Origin of the sequence: Methylobacterium sp. yr668 (assembly GCF_900116245.1) — a bacterium.
Classification (GTDB): Bacteria; Pseudomonadota; Alphaproteobacteria; order Rhizobiales; family Beijerinckiaceae; genus Methylobacterium.
On sequence record NZ_FOZY01000018.1, the window covers coordinates 92,852 to 110,080 of the forward strand.

Sequence of the window (17,229 nt, forward strand, 5' to 3'; positions counted from 1 at the left end):
GGACCCGGCCGGCACGGCCCCTGCCGCCGCGCCCCCCCGCCCGGAGCGGTGCCCGGGCGCGGTCGCCTCTCAGAGCCCGGAGCGGTCCGTGACAGCGGCGAGCGGCGCGATCCCGTCCGCCATCGAGCGGGCCACGGCGGCCCCGTCAAGCGCGGGCGGCGCCGGCCGCGGGCCGCGCGGCGAGGTCGAGGCGCGGCCCCGCGGGCTCCGCGCTCACCTCCCGGACGCCGCCCGCGATCTCACCCCGCCACTTGGCGACCGCCGCGGTGGCGAGCCCGTTACCGAGGACGTTCGTGACGGTGCGCCCCATGTCGAGGATCTGGTCGATGCCCATGATCAGCAGGATGCCGGCGGCCGGGAGACCGAACATCGGCACGGTGGCGGCCACCACGACCAACGAGGCCCGCGGCACGCCGGCGATGCCCTTGCTCGTCACCATCATGACGAGCAGCATCGTCAGCTGCTCGCCGAAGCCCATGTGAATCCCGAACGCCTGGGCGATGAACAGGGCGGCCATGGCCTGGTACATCATCGAGCCGTCGAGGTTGAACGAGTACCCGAGCGGCAGCACGAACCCCGTCACGCGCGGGCGCACCCCGAAGCGCTCCAGCACCTCGACGGTGCGCGGGAAGGCGGCCTCGCTGCTCGCCGTCGAGAAGGCGAGGATCATCGGGGCGCGCAGCAGGCGCAGCAGCTCCACCACGCGCCGGCCCAGCACGGCCCAGCCGGCACCGATCAGCAGCAGCCAGAGCAGGGACAGGCCCGCGTAGAAGCTGGCGATGAACTTGCCGTAATCGAGAAGGACGCCGAGCCCTTGGACGGTGACGACCGCCGCGATGGCCGCGAAGACGGCGATCGGCGCGAGCCGCATCACCGTGTCGGTGACCCTGAACATCACGCGGGCGAGGCCGTCGAGAAGCTGCACCATCGGCTCGCTGTAGCGCCGGTCGATCGTGCTGAGACCGAAGCCGAAGAAGATCGAGAAGACCAGGATCTGCAGCACCTCGTTGCCGGCCATGGCCGAGACGATGCTGGTCGGGAAGACGTGGACCAGGAAGTCGCGCAGGTTCAGCGAGGCGGCCTTCAGGCCGGTCTGCGCCCCCGCGTCGGGCAGCGGCAGGCCCAGGCCCGCGCCCGGCTGGAACAGGTTCGCGGTCAGGAGCCCGAGGGTGAGCGAGACGACCGAGGCGGTGACGAACCAGCCCATGGCCAGCGCGGCGACCCGGCCGACCGAGCGGGCGTCGCCGAAGCTCGCGATGCCGGCCACGATGGTGGCGAACACGAGCGGCGCGATGATCATCTTGATCAGACGCAGGAAGATGTCGGTCGCGAGGGTGAAGTGCGCCGCGAACGCCTTGGCCTCGTCGGGTCCGGCCGCCAGTCCGTGCAGGACGGCGCCGACGAGGATGCCGAGTGCCAGCCCGAGCCCAGTATAGAGCGTGAGCCGGCCCGAGCGCGATGTCGTGGAATCCGGGTCCGTATCGGCGTGCGTCATCCGTTGTCCTCCCATGGGATCGTGTTGTTCGGCGTGCAGGATCCGACCGCTGGCGTCGCGGGCGCGGATCCCGGATTCTGGATCAGGCCCCGGCGACGGCCCGGGCGATGACCGGATCGGGGGCTTGCGGGCGGGTCAGCCGCTCGGGCCGGAGGACCGCGTCGAGCTGCGCGCGGGCCATCAGCCCCTTCTCGAGCACGAGGTCGTAGACGCCGCGACCGGTCGCGTGCGCCTCCATGGCGACGGCCGTCGCGTTGCGGTAGCCGATATAGGGGTTGAGCGCGGTCACGATCCCGATCGAGTGCTCGACGCTGGCGCGCAGCCGTTCGCGGTTGGCGGTAATGCCCCGCACGCAGTGGAGATCGAGCGTGCGGCAGGCGGCTTCGAGATGCGCGAAGCTGCGGAACAGGCTGTAGGCGATCACGGGCTCGAAGGCGTTGAGCTGCAGCTGGCCGGCCTCGGCCGCGAAGCTGATCGTCACGTCGTTGCCGATCACCTCGAACGCCACTTGGTTCACCACCTCGGGGATCACCGGATTGACCTTGCCGGGCATGATCGAGGAGCCGGCCTGCCGGGCCGGCAGGTTGATCTCGCCGAAGCCCGCGCGCGGACCGCTGGAGAGCAGGCGCAGGTCGTTGCAGGTCTTGGACAGCTTCACGGCCACCCGCTTGAGGACGCCGGACACCTGCACGAAGGCGCCGCAATCCTGGGTTGCCTCGACCAGATCCTCGGCCGTGACGAGCGGGATGCCGGTGATCTCGGACAGCCGCGCGCGGACCGCGGCCGCGTAGAGGGGATGCGCGGTGATGCCGGTCCCGATCGCGGTGGCGCCCATGTTGATCTCGCGGATCAGCAGCTCGGCCTCGCCCAGCCGGGCCTCGTCCTCGCCGAGCATGCGCGCGTAGGTGCCGAATTCCTGGCCGAGCGTCATGGGCACCGCGTCCTGCAGCTGGGTGCGGCCCATCTTGAGCACGTCCGAGAACTCGGCGGCCTTGGCCTCGAAGCTGCCGCGCAGCGACGCCATCGCGGCGACGAGCCGACGGATCGCGCCGATGCCGGCGATCTTGAGGGCCGTCGGGTACACGTCGTTGGTGCTCTGGCCCATGTTGACGTGCTCGTTCGGGTGCAGCTGCCCGTAGGCGCCGCGGGCGTGGCCGAGCAGTTCGAGCGCGCGGTTGGCCACGACCTCGTTGGCGTTCATGTTGGTCGAGGTCCCGGCCCCGCCCTGGATGAGATCGACCACGAACTGATCGTGCAGGCCGCCGGCCCGGATCTCCTCGCAGGCCGCCACGATCGCGTCGCAGCGCGCCGCGTCGAGCAGGCCGAGTTCCCGGTTGGCGAGCGCCGCCGCCTGCTTGATCGCCGCGAGCGCCCGGATCAGGTCCGGGCAGGTGGCCAGCGTGGTGCCGGTGATCGGGAAGTTCTCGACCGCGCGCAGGGTATGGATGCCCCAGTAGGCCGCCTGCGGAACCTCGCGGTCGCCCAGGAGGTCGTGCTCGGTGCGGGTCGGGGCGGCGGAAGCGATCTCGGACACGGCTCTCTCCTCGCGCGCGGAAGCGATCCGGCGCGCCGTAGGGCAGGACGGTTGGGCGGACGATTGCGCGTGAGCGACCGGCCCGCGTGAGGGGGCGTCGACGCTCTCGACGGTGCGCGATGAAGGGTCGCCGCCAGTCGCCCCGCCCTCACGGGCGGCCGCGCCTGACCGGCCGGCGTCTGATAGTCCCGGTGCCGGCGGGCCGCCAATGCTAGTTGCGACCAGAACTATTCCGAACCGGAATAGTTCTTCGAATCCGCGGCGGCGGCCGACCAGACGGCCTCCAGGAACGGCCGGGCCCGCTCCGCGCTGCGGTACAGCCGGATCTCCATCGACATCTCGGGGCTGACGATGGCGAGCGCGCCCGCCGCGATCTCGCCGGCCACGAGGCTCCTCGGCAGCCACGCGACCCCGTGTCCCGCGAGCGCCATCGACCGCAGGGCCTCGGCCATCGAGTTCTCGTTCGTGTGGACCGGATAGGTCGCGGGCGCGCCCTCCCGGGCCTGGGCGATGGCGGCGAGCCGGCCCAGGAAGGAGCCGCGGGAATATTGCAGGAGCGGCAGGCGGCCTTCCCGGTCGCGGGGGAGATCCGCCGGCGCCGCCACGGCCACGAGGCTGTCCTGGCCGACGACGAGGCAGGGAAAGCGATCGGGCCCGAGCGGGATCGGGATGCCAGGATGGTGATAGGTCAGCATGAGGTCGTAGCCGCCCTCGACCAGGGCCTGGAGGCAGATGTTGAAGTTCTCCGGCAGCACGCGGCTGCTCATCGCGCCGAGCTCGCCCCGGAGCGTGCCGAGCCAGCGCGGCAGGAAGGAGAGGCAGAGCGAATGCAGGGCCGTGATGGCGACGACGGGCAGGCTCGACCGCTCGCTGCGGTTGCGGAAATCGGCGCGGCTGAGGGTGAGGAGGCGCACCACCTCCTCGGCGGTCTCGAGGAAGTGGCGCCCGTCCGCCGTGAGGGTGATCGGGTAGGTGCTGCGGTCGAGCAAGGCCGTGCCGAGCCAGACCTCCAGGGAGCGGATGCGGCGGCTGAACGCCGATTGCGTGACGTGCCGCGCCTCGGCCGAGCGTGAGAAGCTACGGGTCTCGGCGAGGCTGAGGAAGTCCTCGATCCACTTCAGTTCCATCGCCGGCCGGGCCACGTCCAGGGGTCACGGCCTTGAAACGCCGAAAGGGCGGGCCCGGCAAGCGGGGCGGGCGCGTCCGCGCCGACGCGATCCGGCGCCCGATCCTGGGCGATCGTGGCCGATCCTGCCGAGAACCGCGCGCCGACGGCGCGGCCCGGAGCGGCTCAGCGGTCCGCCAGGCGCCCCTCGGAGAAGCGAGGCGGCACGATCGTGGGCTGCGCGATAAGTCTCAACGCGACGATGGCCGTCACGACGGCGTCGGAGGAGCGGCGCGGGGCGCTCCCCCGGCAGGCGGGCTCAGGCGAAGTGCGTCGGCAGACTCAGGGCCTGCGCGTAAGTCACCAGCGCGATCGCGCCGCCGATGAGGGTCGCGGCTACGGTGATGCGGTTCGTCCAGGTCATCGTCGTCTCCATCGGGCTCGCGACTGTCGTCGCGGTGTGATCCCGATGTAGGCTCAAGCTTTCAGGCCCGGCGTGTTCCGGAGCACCCGCGTCGGCGGCGTTGCCGGAGCGACGGGATCGCCGTGGCCGCCGGCTAGGACCGCGGCCGGCTCGGGGAGCGCCCGACCGAACGGCCCCTCCGGCGGCCCGCGGCGATCGTGCAGGCGTGCGGCACATCGAACGACACGGCGCAGCGATGTGACCGCGGGGCCTCAGCCGCGGGCGCGGCGGCCCGCGACAGGGTGCTACGTCCTTCGGTCGAGCCCCGAGCACCACAAATGATGGCGACGGAAACGCCCGCGCGGGCTCTGCGCCTGGACAGGACTGGTCCGAGTCTGGGTCAGCCTCGGCGGCCGGCCGCAAGATCAGCATGAGCCGGCTGGCCGCGATCCGAGAGCGTCGCAGGACACACATGCAGGAAACACCCCGCAGAGTCGTGATCCGAACGGATCCCGATTTCGAACAGGCCGTGATCGGCGGATTCAAGCTGGTCGAAGACGCCTACGCGCGCGGGATCATCTCTTGGATGCGCCGGTGCGCGTTGCTGGACCTGTTGGCGAGCGGCGAGTCCGAGCTGTACGAGAGGCGCACCTATGTGACGCCGCATTCGGACCCGGATGCGATCCAGATCGGCGTCTACTTGGAACCGACTTCGGCCTTTCTGATCGAACTCGGTCTGCTGACGCCGGAGATGACCGCGCCCGAACAGGCCGATTCCGGGGCCGACCGCGAGCGCTAGGGCCCGAGGCGCCGGGACGGAGGCTCCGGCCCGGCGGATGCGGGGTCGTGCAGGGGGCTCGCGGCGCGAGTTGCCCCGCCTCTGTGCCCCGGGCAGCGGCCGCGCGCGCCGGGGCGCGGCCCCGCGTTTGCCTCGCTGCCTCTCCGAGGGCACCATGCGACGCGACGAGGGTGACGGGCGCACGGTCTCCGATGGCATCCAGCACGAGCGCTCGCCGATGAGGCGCCGCGAGGTCCTCGCCGCCCTGGCCGCCGCCGCGGTCGCGCGGCCCGCCGTCGCGCAGCCCGCCAAGGTCCTGCGCTTCATCCCGGAAAGCGACGTCGCGGTGATCGACCCGATCTGGACGACGGCGACCGTGACGCGCAACCACGGCTACCTCGTCTTCGACACCCTCTACGGCCAGACCGCGGGCTACGAGTTCCAGCCGCAGATGGTCGAGGGCCACGCCGTCGAGGCGGATGGCCGCCTCTGGCGCCTGACCCTGCGCGAGGGCCTGCGCTTCCACGACGGCGCGCCGGTGCTGGCGCGCGACGCGGTGGCGAGCGTGCGCCGCTTCGCCGCCCGCGACGCCTTCGGCCGGGCGCTGATCGACGCCACCGACGAACTCGCGGCGACCTCCGACCGCGTCGTGCAGTTCCGCCTCAAGCGGCCGTTCCCGCTGCTGCCCGCGGCTCTGGGCAAGACCGGTACCTCGATGCCCTGCATCATGCCGGAGCGCCTGGCGAAGACCGACCCGAACACGCAGGTCACCGAGATGGTCGGCTCGGGCCCGTTCCGCTTCAAGGCGGACGAGCGCGTCCCGGGGGCGCTCACCGTCTACGAGCGCTTCGACGGCTACGTGCCCCGCCCGGACGGCGCGGCGAGCTTCACCGCCGGACCGAAGCGGGCCCATTTCGAGCGGATCGAGTGGCGGATCGTGCCCGACGCCTCCACCGCCGCGAGCGCGCTGGCGGCCGGCGAGGTCGACTGGTGGCAGAACCCGACGCCGGATCTGCAGGCGCTGCTCAGGAGCAGATCGGGGATCCGGCTGGAGGTGCTCGATCCGGCCGGCGGCATCGGCTGCCTGCGCTTCAACCACCTGCATCCGCCCTTCGACAATCCCGCGATCCGCCGGGCGCTGCTCGGCGCCATCGACCAGACCGAGTTCATGAGCGCGGTCGCGGGCGACGAGCGCGCCCTGTGGAAGGACCATGTCGGCGTCTTCAGCCCCGAGGCGCCGATGGCGACGCGCGCGGGCACCGACGGGCTGGTCGGCCCCCGCGACTACGCCGCGGTCAGGCGCGCCCTGGCGGAGGCCGGCTACCGGGGCGAGCGCGTGGTCATGCTCGACCCGACCGATTACCCGGCCACCCATCCCCTGGCCCTCGTCGCGGCCGAAGCCTTCCAGAAATGCGGGCTCGCCGTGGACCTCGTCGCGATGGACTGGGGGACCCTGGTGCAGCGCCGGGCGAGCCGCCAGCCCCCGGACAAGGGCGGCTGGAGCACCTTCGTCACCTACCTGAACGGCACCAACAACTTCGATCCCGCCGGCCAGCTCGGCATCCGCGGCAACGGCGATCAGGCCTGGTTCGGATGGCCCCGCGCGCCCCGTCTCGAGGAGCTGCGCGCCGCGTGGTTCACCGCGCCCGATTCTGCGGCGCAGAAGGCGATCTGCGCCGAGATCCAGCGACAGTTCTTCATCGACGTGCCGTACCTGCCGCTCGGCGCCTATTACGAGGCGACGGCCTATCGGGGCCTGACGGGCGTGCGTAACGGCTTCCCGCAATTCTACGACGTCAGGCCGGCCTAGAGCGCTCTCCACCGAAGTGGATACCGGTTCGGCGCAAGAGAGCGCGTCGAAACAGAGGCTTAGAGCCGCGCCCGGTCCGTACGTGGCGCGCCATCCTTCGCCGGGCCAAACCGTCGCCCCGGCGCGCGGCGCCCCGAGGACACCGGAGCCGATGCGCGTCGCCGTCCGGCCTTTCGCGGCCGCGGCGATGCGGGCGTGGTGGCGCGCGCTACATCGGTGCCATGCGGACTGCGCCAGCCTTCTCCTCCCGCCACCTCGACCGCCTCGGCGACCGCCTGACGGCCGATGTCGACAGCGGCGCGATCGCCGGGGCCGACATGCTCGTCGGCGGCGCGGACGGGGCGATCTGGCGACGCACCGTCGGCTACCGCGACCGCGTCGCGCGCGCGCCCCTCGGGCCCGACGCGCTCTGGCGCATCTACTCCATGACCAAGGTCGTCGTCTCCGCCGCTACCATGGTGCTCGCCGAGCGCGGCGCCCTGCGCCTCGATCAGCCCGTGGCGGCGTTCATTCCCGCCTTCGAGCACCTGTCGGTGCTCGATCCGGACGGCGGCCTCAGGCCCGCCAGGGCCGGGCCGACCGTTCAGGATCTCCTGCGCCACACCGCCGGGATCGCCTACGGCTATCTCGGCGACGGGCCGGCGCGGCGCGCCTACGCGGCCGACGGCCTGCTCGCCGAGGATCTCGACAACGCGGCGTTCGCCGACCGGATCGCCCGCCTGCCGCTGGAGCACGAGCCCGGCACGGTGTGGCACTACTCGCACGCCACCGACGTGCTCGGCCGCGTCCTGGAGATCTCGGGCGGCGCGGATCTGCAGCGGGTCCTCGACGCGACCGTGCTCGAGCCGCTCGGCATGGCCGACACGCTGTTCCAGACATCGGCCGCGATGGGATCACGCGTCGCGCAGCCGCTGCCGCAAGCACCGGGGCAGCGCCCTGTCTTTCACGATCCGGCGCAGCCGCGGCGCGGCCAGAGGGGCAATGGCGGCCTCGTATCGAGCACGGCGGACTGCGCCCGCTTCCTGCGCATGCTTCTCGCCGGCGGCAGTCTCGACGGCGCGCGCGTCCTGGCGCCGGCCAGCGTGCGGCTCATGACCTCGGATCATCTCGGGGCGGCGATCGCGAAGGCCGCCTACTATCCGCCGGGGCCGGGCTACGGCTTCGGGCTGGGCGTGGCGGTCCGCCTCGCGGCGGGCGAGGCGCCGTTCCCCGGCAATGTCGGCGACTGGTTCTGGAGCGGCGTCGGAGGCACATACTTCTGGGTTGACCCTGTAGAGGGGTTCTTCGCGCTCCTGATGATGCAGACCTCCTCGGCCGACCAGCGCCAGCACTACCGCACGCTGACCCGCACCATGGTCTACGCCGCCCTGGAAGACCGTCGACTGTCCGAGACGTCTCCCTGAGGGACAAGGTCCGCCCGACGCATGTCTACGCCGGCGGCACGACCGAATCCGGAGCGGTCATGGCGCGGACTCCTGCCGCGCCGCCTGGACAAGGCGGTCGCCGTCCTCGCGCAGGAGCAGGCGATCCCGAACCAGCGCGTCCACGGACTTGGTCACGGCAGCCAGGTAGGCATTCGGATCCGGGTAGCGCTCCTCCAGCGAGGGCCGCGGATCCCCGTTGGCCTCCCGCTCCGCCCGGGTCCGGGCGAACGGAAGCTGGCTCCCCTCCCGGTCGCAGAGGGCCCCCGCCGGGAAGGGATCGGCGTAGAGATTCCAGCCCGTGAAGGTCGCGCGCGGTGCGGCGACGGCCGGCAGGCGAATGCCTGCCACGTCGTTGCCATCCGCGTCGACGCGGGGCACGAGCGGCCGGTACTGCGGCCCGCTCTCGGGCTTGGGATCGACGTAGGTGCTGAAGCGGGCGATCGTGTTCGGGGCGGTCGGGACCGGCACACCGACGATGAAGGGATAGCCGGCTTCGGCCGGCTCCACCAGCGTGCCGTCCGACAGGCGCGGGATCCGGCTGTCGGGCGGGGGCGTGCCGAGCGTCACCCAGTCCTCGAGTGCGACGAGAAGCGCCCGGAGGGCAGGCGCCGGATTGAGGGTGCTGCGCATGTTGGCGCAGGGGCCTCTGCTCGAGGTCAGTCCGGCGCGCCCGTAGTGGAAGCCGCTCGAGACCAAGTAGACGCGTGTCGTGTCGGGCAAGGCCAGGTCGGTGCGGCCCAGGGGATCCGTCGCCAGCAGCGAGGCACCCTTCTGCCAGTACTCGGTGCCGGTGTTCACCTCGATCAGCAACGGGTCGAAGCCGTCGTCGCGCAGCAGCGCGCCGGTCCGTCCCGTCACCGGGTCGTGCTGAGCCGCCGCGGAGAACGGGAAGGCATTCTCCGGATAGAGATGGTCCTCGTGCTGCGTGTTGGTGCGGGACGGTTGGCCGAAGCGCGCGTTCAGGAAGACGCCGCCGATCCCCGCGATGTGCGACAGCACGCCGTCGAAGACCCGGCGCCCGGCCTCGTCGCGATTGAAGCCCTGGGCGATGAAGTCGCGCAGGTACCGCCCGCTCTGGGAGATGCCGAGCGCGACCGCGTGCCGGATCGCTCCGCCCGCCGGGTTGGCGCCACCGGCGGCATCGCCGCGCAGGTAGGCGACCACGTCGCGCGTCGCGGCGAAGCCGATGCCGAGCACCTTCGGCTCGGTGGCGCGGTAGGTGAACTGGTAGATCGAGCCCGGCAGCGGCTTCGTTCCCTTGGGCAGGAGCTCGAGTTGCCGCGGCGTCGCGTAGTGCCACGCCTCCTCCGGAACCGGCCGAGGCGGGTCGGCCTCCCGGCGGCGCACGGTCAGCTGCGTGCCGGCCTTGTCCTGGCTGGCCGCCTTGAAGGTGAGATAGAAGGGCGCCTCTGGCGGCCCGCGCGTCGCGCTCACGAGTTCGTCGCGCACGATCTCCACGATCGGCTTGCCGTTCCTGGAGGCGACCGGCACGTCGATGGCCATGCCGCCCTGCTGGCGCAGCGCGTCCGCCTCCCAGCCCGACCAGACGATCGTGTCGCCGCGACGCAGGACGAGGCCGGTTCCGGCGTCGACGGCGTTGCGCGGATCGTTGACGGCCTGGGCCCCTTGGGCCGGCGCGTCCAGCACCCAGTTGAAGAGGAACTTGCGGCCGCGATTCAGCACCTCGAACAGCAGCGTACCGCTGCCGCGGGCGGGGTCCTTCGGGCGCAGGATGAACAGGTCGGTCCTGTATTCGACCATGCCGCGCGCGTTGCGCGGCGCCAGCGCGATGTCGACGATGCCGGCATTGGCCGGATCTGCCGGATCGAGCTCGCCGCGGGCGGCACCGATGACCCGCTCGTACGCGCCGGCAGGTCCGAATTCAGCGCCGTCGGCGAACGGCTCGACGGTGACGACCTCGATCTGAGTGATCCGCGCCTGTGCCGGCGTGACGCCGAGCGCGCAGCCGAGCGCGCCGGCAAGAATCCAACCGGTCCGCATGGTCCCCCCTCCCGCGCGGCTCGTTCTCCTGGCCGGCCGTGTCAGCAAACACAGATGGAACGGGCCGTCGAGCGCGCTGCCCGCGAAGGCATTGCGTTCCCGGACCGCCTGTCAGCCGGTCTCGGGAGGCCCCCGGGCGGGCAAGGCGAGCATCCGCGAGGGGCAGCCTAGCGAGGCGCGAAGATCGTCACGTTGCTGTTGATCTGGTAGGCGGCCGTCGGCTTCGTGTTGACCAACCGCAGATAGATCGGGCTCTCGCCGAGGATCGCGCCGAACGCCCGTGTTACCTTGAGCGGGAAGCAGCGTGCCAGCACAGCGGATGCCGCCTCCTCGTAGCGACGGTGCGCGTCCTGGTCGCCGACCAGTCGCCGCGCGGTGATGAGCGGCTTGCCCCGGATGGCACCCGTCTTGTCGAGGCCGAACCGGTAGGCAATCAGGGATCCCTCCGTGCCGGGCGGCACCGTCCAGCACGCCGCCATCGCCTCGCGGAACTCAGCCCAGTTGTTGACGGGCGCGACCTGAGATCGCGCCGGCAGATCTGACAGAACAGAGACGGCTGCTGCGAGCAGCGTGGCAAACGGTTTTGCCAAGGGCACCTCCGCGATGACCGCCGTATCTCCGAAGTATTCTGCTCGAACAGGGCCGCGATCTCGTTGCCGCGGCTTCAGGTCATCGCCGACAGGGGAGGATGTGCCGTCGACCCCGATGCCAGTGACCCGGGCCGATCCCGGGGCGTGCTCGACGTCGCGGACCCACCATCGACGCGCCCGGATTCGCTCACTGACGCGGTGCCGGCGCGGGATTCTGCGGCGACGCCCCCGGCTGTGCGGGTGCCTGCGGGATCGAGTTCTGAGGCGGAGGCGGCGGCTGCTGACCGGTGCTGGCCGGAGCCTGATCGTTCTGCAGGGTCTGGTTCGCCTGAGTCTGGATCTTGTCGGCCGTCTGCTGGCTGATGACTCCGTAGGAGACTGCAGCGGCGAGCGCGACGGCGATAACGGCTCCGATGATGGTCTTGGTCAGCTTGGGCGGCATCGTTGCGTCCTCCACGATCAAAGTCAGTCCGACGGCGGCTCCCGGTCAGATGACATAGGCGGCAACCGTGCCTGAGGTAGTTCCCCGGCCCGGATCAGCAGCCGCCCGGCCTCTGAGATCGGGGGGTCTGCCGGGACCGGAGCCGTTGGGCCGGAAGTGCGGCCGGTGCCCGGAGCTGGTGAGGGAAGGCGCGTCGCCGCGGCGATCAGGGCGGACTACCCGAGGGAGAAGGATCTCCAGCGCGCCGGCGCCGTCGGAACCCGACCCTGCCACCGGGTTGCAATCGGTTAAAGAACGGTTAAGCTTCTACGTAGGTAATACGGGGGAGCGGTCATGAAACCAATCTATCCGCAGCGTGAGGACGGTCTGCGTGTCCCGCAATCGACCGCGATCACAGTTTTCCCTCAGCACGAAGACGAGATCCTCCAGGAACAGATGCGGCGGCAGCACAATGCGCGTGCCCGCCACCGTTCGGCGCGCCGCCATCTCGCCGCGCGGGCCCATAGCTGAGGGCACGGCCATGCTCGAACCATTGCTCTTCATCGGCCTAATCATCGCCGCTGTGGCTGCCGCGACCCGGCTCGGGATCGCCGCCGCGGCACCGATGGCGCCGTCGCGCCTCGACGCGTGGGACGGACGCGCCGACGCGGACGCCTGAATCGGCAGCGTCCTCCCGGTAGCACCGTCGTCGCGCCCGCGGACGGGCGGGCTGGACCCCAGGCGTCGCCGAGCGCCGCGCCCGTCTTCCCGGGTTGTCGGGTCCCCGCCGCGGAGGCTTACGGGGGCGGCGCGTCGGAGACCGTGGCGGTGTCGCCTGAGACACCGATCGTCGCCTATGAGCTAGTCGATCCGTCGGCGATCCCTCCCGACGCGAAGGTCTTCGTCACCGCCGAGCGGGACGGCGGCAAACTGACGGCGCTCCGGGCCGGCGTGGGCGAGGACGGCCTCACCCCGGCATGTAGCCGACGATGTGGCCGGCGGCGGTCGGTCGCCGCGCGGCCATGGCGTCGCGGCGCATCCCGGAGGCGTGCCGGCGATCGCGCGTGGCGCTGTGGATCGCTCACCGAGAACGGCGTCTCAACTGATTTGGTGCAATCCAACGCAATAATCGAAGCAATAACGGCGCAATCCAGCTTGGCCATATGACCGTCCTGGGACAGCCGATCCACGGCTGCACGGATGAGGCAACCACCGATGGCCACCAAGATGATGACCAAGGGCATGACCGTCACCGACCACATCGTGGCTTGGTCGATGCTGACTGGCTTGGCGCTCGCCGTCCTCCAGCTCGCCCTGACCGCGGCGCTGCCGACGCACTTCGTCTGATCCGCCGAGAGTGATGCCTGCAGGGAGGGGTGTGGGGATGGCTCGGGTTCGGGATAGGCGGAGTGTCGGCAGCGTGGCGCTGCGAGGCCTGTTGACCGCGGTGTTCCTGGTGGCTGCCGTCATGAAGTTCGCCGCTGTGCCGTTCGAGGTCGAGGGCTTCGTCCGCTTCGGCTACCCGCTGTGGTTCATGGACGTGGTCGGCGCCCTGCAACTCCTCGGCGCGGTGCTCCTCTGGACGCCCGGTTGCGTCGCCCTCGGCGCCGGTCTTCTCGCCGTGCTCATGGCCGGCGCGGTCGGCAGCCATCTCCTCGCGGGCGACCCCGTTCTGATGCCGCTTCCCGCCCTCGTGCTTCTCCTCCTGCTGGGCGGCGTCGCTCACGCGCGCCGGTCCGAGCTTCTGCCGTCCGGCAGCGACACGGAGATGCGGCAGGCCTGACCGTTCCGACAGGGCGGATTCGGCCATTCACGTCCGCGCGGGGGCGAAGTGGGGGCGCAGTGGGGGCACAGTGGGGGCTCGTCGGTTCGAGCCTTGACCGGCGCGGCCGCGAGCGGAGTGACGGGCACGCGGCAGTCCAGACACCACGCCCGGCCGCCGGGGCTCGGTGCCAGCGACGCGGAAATCGTCCCCGGGCGCTGATCGATCTGCGGCGACGGTCACGCATGTCTGCCGTGCCGACACGGGTGTGGCGACCATCGCGAACCGCCGTTAAGCCCTCCGGCCCTACCGGCGACACGGTACATGCGCCGGGCCTGGCCCATCGGGACCCCCATGAGAAAGTTGCTCGCGTTCGCCGTGGCCATCGTCGTGTGCGCGGGTCCCGCGCTCGCCCTGGCCGATCAGCCGGCTCGGGATTGCGACCGGGACCCCGAGACGACGGGCGCGTTGCCCGGTGATCCCCGCAGTCTGTACCTGCCTGGCGAGCGACCGGTGAAGGCCGACCGAGACCCGCCAGAGGCCAGCTGGCAGGACGAGGCCCGAGAGACGTCCGAGCAGCGCAGGCGCGATCTCCTCGCCTGCGGCGTGGACTGAGGCGGGTGGCCGATCACCGCGACGGAAGGATCGGCGGCGTCAGCGTCAGCCTGGGACATCTTCGGTTCCCCGCCGGTGACGATCCCCTAACCGGGCCCAGGCACCGTGATGGCGGGCCGCGTTGCGTATCGGCTCACGGGTGGTGACACCGGACGCTCCCCCGCCCCGTGACGGGATCGGTGGCGCAGGACGGCCGAAGCTGGGGGGGCACGCATGAGGGACGAGCCGGACCAGACGCTCTCGGACGAGGAGCTGGACCGTCTGGCGCGCGAGCTGTTCGCCGAGGTCCGCGGCGAGTACTCGGAAGCGAAAGTGGAGCGGGCCCTGAAGACCGCCGGTGAGGTCGCCGGGGAAGTGCTTCCCGGGATACCGGACTGGCTGCTCGACGATAGCGACGACGCCAGCGCCGGCGACAGCGGGACCTGAACCTCGCCGTGATGCGGCCCGTCGTCGACGGCGCATCTCTCCCGCGCCGGCGCACGCTGGGCTGGCCACCGTCAATGCGGCACGGACCCTACGCCCCGCGCCGCCAGCACAGCCCCCAGCGCGCCGGCCAGCCCCTCCGGTGTGAACGGTTTGCGCAGGTAGCGAGCGCCCATCGGCATCTGCTCCTCGGCCGGCCAAGCCACACCCGACACGATCAGGATCGCCAGTTCGGGCCAGCGCGCCGCGACGGCTTTGGCCAGGGTGAAGCCACTCAAGGGCTCGCCTGCCAAGTCCACGTCCGCGACCATGGCCACAAGTTCGGGACGGGCCGCCAGATGAGCCTGGGCGGCTTCGACAGTGGCGGCCTCCGCGACTTCGTATCCCGCGTCGCGAAGGGCTGCAGCCGCATCCATGAGCTGCACGGGATTGTCCTCGACAATCAGAACAGCGCGTTGCGACGCGACGGCGTCTGCCATCCTGGATCTCCACACTTCGTCGCCGCAGTAACACAGTTGATCCCGATTGCGTCCCACACAAACCTGTTCGATGGGGACCGGGTTCGGGGCGATCACGCGCCGAACCCCTCTGCACCGAGAGCGCCGGGTGCCGCGGAACCTGCCCGGCCTCCTGGCGGAACGGCACTGCAGGCGCCCGACCAATCCGGTATCGCTCACCGACACGTCACCGCGGCGGTCTTCGGAGAAGCGAGGGCGCCTGCCCGGCCCCTCGATGACCGCAGCGTGCCTGGAGCCGGGAAGGGATCGGACTCTTCGCGTGGTGGTCGGCGCGCTAGACCCGGATCTCCTCGATGGCGAGTCCACCGGCCCGGAGATGGTCGGGGATGTCGGAATGATCGTAATACCCCGCCTCGTGGGCCATGGCGTCGAGGGCAGCGAGCGGGTCAGGCGCCGAGCCCGTCCAGAGGATGGCGCCCGTCACCTCGTGCCGGATCTGAAACACCTTCACCGCAAGCCTCCCATGTTCAATGGCCGCGCAAGCGTAGCGTGAGTTCCGGGATCCGGAGCCTACCTACATCGGTCAGGATCCGGGTGCCCGGATTCGCTGCCGCGGCGTGGCGCATCTGCAGGGCTCCGCGGTCCGGGGTGGGTGACGTTCGCCCGAGGTCACGTCATCTTCCTCCTGCGCATCGCCATGAGCTCGGCTTCGAGCCCGTAGCGACCTTCGGAACACAGGCGGACGAGCTGCCTGAAGTAGCCGCCTGGGTTCTTGATGCGGATCTCACCCCGGCGCACGTCGTCGTCGTGGAGCTGCGCGACGATCAGCACGAGCACCGAGGCCCGGAACGGACCGAGGGCTTCGCAAGCCTCGCTCCAGGCCGACGGATGCGCGCCGATTCCGCCCCGCATCAGCCGGCCGATCTCGATGACATCCGCTTCCGTTCTGAGGGTGACGCCGAATTCGGCAGCGACAGGGCAAGCAGCCGCGACGAGTGACGGTTCGGGCCTACGGGTCGGCTCAGGCTCCTTCTCGGGAGCCTTTGCACAAGGATCGGTAGGAGATCCGGTGTCTTGTTCTAAGTGACGGCCGGAATTGCCGGCAGAGGCGGCTTGATAGAACCGATCCTCCGCCATGACTTGCAGTTCTCCCCAGGCGTCGAGGACGACGTCAGGGCCCACGCCGGAAGCGCGTCTCCTCGGCGTGCTGCACTCCAGGGCCTCCTGCGCCGCGAGCAGATCGGCTGCATCCGTCGCCGGGAAGCGGGCGCGCAGGGCAGCGAGGGCCTCCGACACCGCGCGGCGACGAACGGTCAGGAGATCGAACGCGCGGCTTCGCTGAGCGTCCCTCGCGGTGGCTTCCATGATCGCGGTCGCCCATTCTCCCTTCCGGGCGACGATGGGAGTCAGGTCGAAACCGTACGCGTCGATGACGGCGCCGCCCGGCCCGCGGATGGCGAAACGCTTGCCGTTCGCGCTGTCCCGAGGTGTGATGACCTCCAGGGCCACGAGGTCGCGCAGGCCGTAGCGGAGCGCGCGCTCCGACAGCCCGGTCATCCCGCACAGGTGCTCGTTCGAGGGCCACACCACCAGGCGTTCCCAATCCTGCTCACCCCACACGGCGCAGAGCGCCGAGAGGATCGAACGCAGGGCAGGGCGCAGGTTCAGGGCCTTGGCCGCGTCCCGGCCCGCGGCCGAGAGCTCCCTGCGCGAGACCGTCCGCCCGTCTTCGAGCGCACGTCTCCGGCCGGCGAGCGCGGCGCGCGTGAGCGGCCGGCCACCGGAATGAACTGTCTCCACCTCGTCCGCCTCCTCTCAGGAGGCAAAGCGGGACCGTTCACCCCGAAGGGTGTTCTTGACGACGGCCTGGGGGAGGGGGCATAAAGGGGGTGCGAATCGCCTGTCGCGCCCCATCCCAGGGTATGTCAGGTCCAAAGGCCTCGAGGTTCCCGCCTCGGGGCCTTCTGCTTTGCCCGTTACATCATGCCGACTTCTCCTCGAAGGCAGACGCGAGCGCCCACTCGATCGCCTCGGTACGGCTCCTGAACCGACCGTTCTGGATCGCCTGGTCGATGACGGCCTTGACCGACGGCTTCAGCCACACGTTCTGCTGGGTCATGCCCTTCTGCTTCAGAGCCTCCCTGCGACGTGTCTGACGGCGCGTGTCCGCCGCCTTCAGCTCAGCCAGCCGTTCCTCTGCGGTCATCGGTCCCCGCCCGATTCTGCCAACGTGACTGTTCATGTGGACCGATTCTGCAAAGTGAGTCCAGCGGCGACCCGGATTCGTACGGGGATGGGTGAGTTTGTTAAGGGCGACCTGTTCCGCAGCGGCACCGGAGACCGCGCCGAGAGTCTCCGCGGTGAGGATGCCAGACGCGGCACTGCCCAATGGTCGGTGACGCCACGGCCG

General features: G+C 70.9%; 19 protein-coding genes. 9 read left to right on the forward strand and 10 right to left on the reverse strand.

Going from position 1 to position 17,229, the window contains the following annotated elements; translation table 11 throughout:
- Positions 1 to 145: 145 nt before the first annotated feature.
- The 3 genes from BM419_RS21025 to BM419_RS21035 all read right to left on the reverse strand — a co-directional run bounded on the left by BM419_RS21025 (position 146) and on the right by BM419_RS21035 (position 4,156).
- Complete coding sequence (locus tag BM419_RS21025) at positions 146 to 1,495, reverse strand: dicarboxylate/amino acid:cation symporter (RefSeq protein WP_056524126.1); 1,350 nt, start codon at positions 1,493 to 1,495, stop codon at positions 146 to 148.
- Positions 1,496 to 1,577: 82 nt separating this feature from the next.
- On the reverse strand, positions 1,578 to 3,029 hold the full coding sequence (gene aspA / locus BM419_RS21030; RefSeq protein WP_020095924.1) for an aspartate ammonia-lyase: 1,452 nt from the start codon (positions 3,027 to 3,029) through the stop codon (positions 1,578 to 1,580).
- Between the two features lie 227 nt (positions 3,030 to 3,256).
- Positions 3,257 to 4,156, reverse strand: coding sequence for a LysR family transcriptional regulator (locus BM419_RS21035; protein ID WP_020095923.1), 900 nt, complete (start codon positions 4,154 to 4,156; stop codon positions 3,257 to 3,259).
- Positions 4,157 to 5,009: 853 nt separating this feature from the next.
- Here BM419_RS21035 and BM419_RS21040 point away from each other — a divergent pair.
- The 3 genes from BM419_RS21040 to BM419_RS21050 all read left to right on the forward strand — a co-directional run bounded on the left by BM419_RS21040 (position 5,010) and on the right by BM419_RS21050 (position 8,528).
- Entirely contained in the window at positions 5,010 to 5,336 is a 327-nt protein-coding gene (locus BM419_RS21040; RefSeq protein WP_139257097.1) for a hypothetical protein, read from the forward strand.
- A 217-nt stretch (positions 5,337 to 5,553) separates the two neighbouring features.
- Positions 5,554 to 7,125 (forward strand): ABC transporter substrate-binding protein, encoded by a 1,572-nt coding sequence (locus BM419_RS21045; RefSeq protein ID WP_056524301.1) that lies wholly within the window; start codon positions 5,554 to 5,556, stop codon positions 7,123 to 7,125.
- A 221-nt stretch (positions 7,126 to 7,346) separates the two neighbouring features.
- Positions 7,347 to 8,528: a serine hydrolase domain-containing protein gene (locus BM419_RS21050; protein WP_056524120.1), complete on the forward strand. Its 1,182-nt coding sequence runs from the start codon at positions 7,347 to 7,349 to the stop codon at positions 8,526 to 8,528.
- Positions 8,529 to 8,585: 57 nt separating this feature from the next.
- Here BM419_RS21050 and BM419_RS21055 read toward each other — a convergent pair whose 3' ends face one another.
- From BM419_RS21055 to BM419_RS21065, 3 genes are all read right to left on the reverse strand, one after another.
- A complete protein-coding gene (locus BM419_RS21055) occupies positions 8,586 to 10,550 on the reverse strand; it encodes an alpha/beta hydrolase domain-containing protein (protein ID WP_056524117.1) in 1,965 nt (654 codons plus the stop codon).
- A gap of 167 nt (positions 10,551 to 10,717) precedes the next feature.
- Positions 10,718 to 11,140: a hypothetical protein gene (locus BM419_RS21060; RefSeq protein WP_244540819.1), complete on the reverse strand. Its 423-nt coding sequence runs from the start codon at positions 11,138 to 11,140 to the stop codon at positions 10,718 to 10,720.
- 187 nt (positions 11,141 to 11,327) lie between these two features.
- On the reverse strand, positions 11,328 to 11,582 hold the full coding sequence (locus tag BM419_RS21065; protein WP_026605357.1) for a hypothetical protein: 255 nt from the start codon (positions 11,580 to 11,582) through the stop codon (positions 11,328 to 11,330).
- A gap of 333 nt (positions 11,583 to 11,915) precedes the next feature.
- On the opposite strand from BM419_RS21065, the gene BM419_RS32500 reads away from it, so the two are divergent.
- The 6 genes from BM419_RS32500 (at position 11,916) to BM419_RS21085 (ending at position 14,364) form a co-directional block, all read left to right on the forward strand.
- Positions 11,916 to 12,092 carry a hypothetical protein gene (locus tag BM419_RS32500; RefSeq protein WP_158684253.1) on the forward strand — a complete coding sequence of 59 codons (177 nt, stop codon included), beginning with the start codon at positions 11,916 to 11,918 and terminating at the stop codon, positions 12,090 to 12,092.
- A gap of 10 nt (positions 12,093 to 12,102) precedes the next feature.
- Positions 12,103 to 12,240, forward strand: coding sequence for a hypothetical protein (locus tag BM419_RS32505; protein WP_157861912.1), 138 nt, complete (start codon positions 12,103 to 12,105; stop codon positions 12,238 to 12,240).
- Positions 12,241 to 12,776: 536 nt separating this feature from the next.
- Positions 12,777 to 12,908: a hypothetical protein gene (locus BM419_RS33270; RefSeq protein ID WP_020095914.1), complete on the forward strand. Its 132-nt coding sequence runs from the start codon at positions 12,777 to 12,779 to the stop codon at positions 12,906 to 12,908.
- A 37-nt stretch (positions 12,909 to 12,945) separates the two neighbouring features.
- Positions 12,946 to 13,344, forward strand: a complete 399-nt coding sequence (locus BM419_RS21075; protein WP_091927601.1) for a DoxX family protein — start codon at positions 12,946 to 12,948, stop codon at positions 13,342 to 13,344.
- Between the two features lie 333 nt (positions 13,345 to 13,677).
- The gene (locus BM419_RS21080; RefSeq protein ID WP_056524291.1) at positions 13,678 to 13,938 is read left to right on the forward strand and encodes a hypothetical protein; all 261 of its coding nucleotides are present in this window, start codon (positions 13,678 to 13,680) and stop codon (positions 13,936 to 13,938) included.
- A 213-nt stretch (positions 13,939 to 14,151) separates the two neighbouring features.
- Positions 14,152 to 14,364 carry a hypothetical protein gene (locus BM419_RS21085; protein WP_056524108.1) on the forward strand — a complete coding sequence of 71 codons (213 nt, stop codon included), beginning with the start codon at positions 14,152 to 14,154 and terminating at the stop codon, positions 14,362 to 14,364.
- A gap of 71 nt (positions 14,365 to 14,435) precedes the next feature.
- Here BM419_RS21085 and BM419_RS21090 read toward each other — a convergent pair whose 3' ends face one another.
- The 4 genes from BM419_RS21090 to BM419_RS21100 all read right to left on the reverse strand — a co-directional run bounded on the left by BM419_RS21090 (position 14,436) and on the right by BM419_RS21100 (position 17,025).
- Positions 14,436 to 14,840, reverse strand: coding sequence for a response regulator (locus tag BM419_RS21090; RefSeq protein WP_020095910.1), 405 nt, complete (start codon positions 14,838 to 14,840; stop codon positions 14,436 to 14,438).
- A gap of 313 nt (positions 14,841 to 15,153) precedes the next feature.
- Positions 15,154 to 15,330 carry a hypothetical protein gene (locus BM419_RS32510; RefSeq protein WP_020095909.1) on the reverse strand — a complete coding sequence of 59 codons (177 nt, stop codon included), beginning with the start codon at positions 15,328 to 15,330 and terminating at the stop codon, positions 15,154 to 15,156.
- Between the two features lie 158 nt (positions 15,331 to 15,488).
- Positions 15,489 to 16,619, reverse strand: coding sequence for a replication initiation protein RepC (repC, locus tag BM419_RS21095; RefSeq protein ID WP_091927602.1), 1,131 nt, complete (start codon positions 16,617 to 16,619; stop codon positions 15,489 to 15,491).
- A gap of 181 nt (positions 16,620 to 16,800) precedes the next feature.
- The gene (locus tag BM419_RS21100) at positions 16,801 to 17,025 is read right to left on the reverse strand and encodes a hypothetical protein (RefSeq protein ID WP_020095907.1); all 225 of its coding nucleotides are present in this window, start codon (positions 17,023 to 17,025) and stop codon (positions 16,801 to 16,803) included.
- Positions 17,026 to 17,229 lie beyond the last annotated feature (204 nt).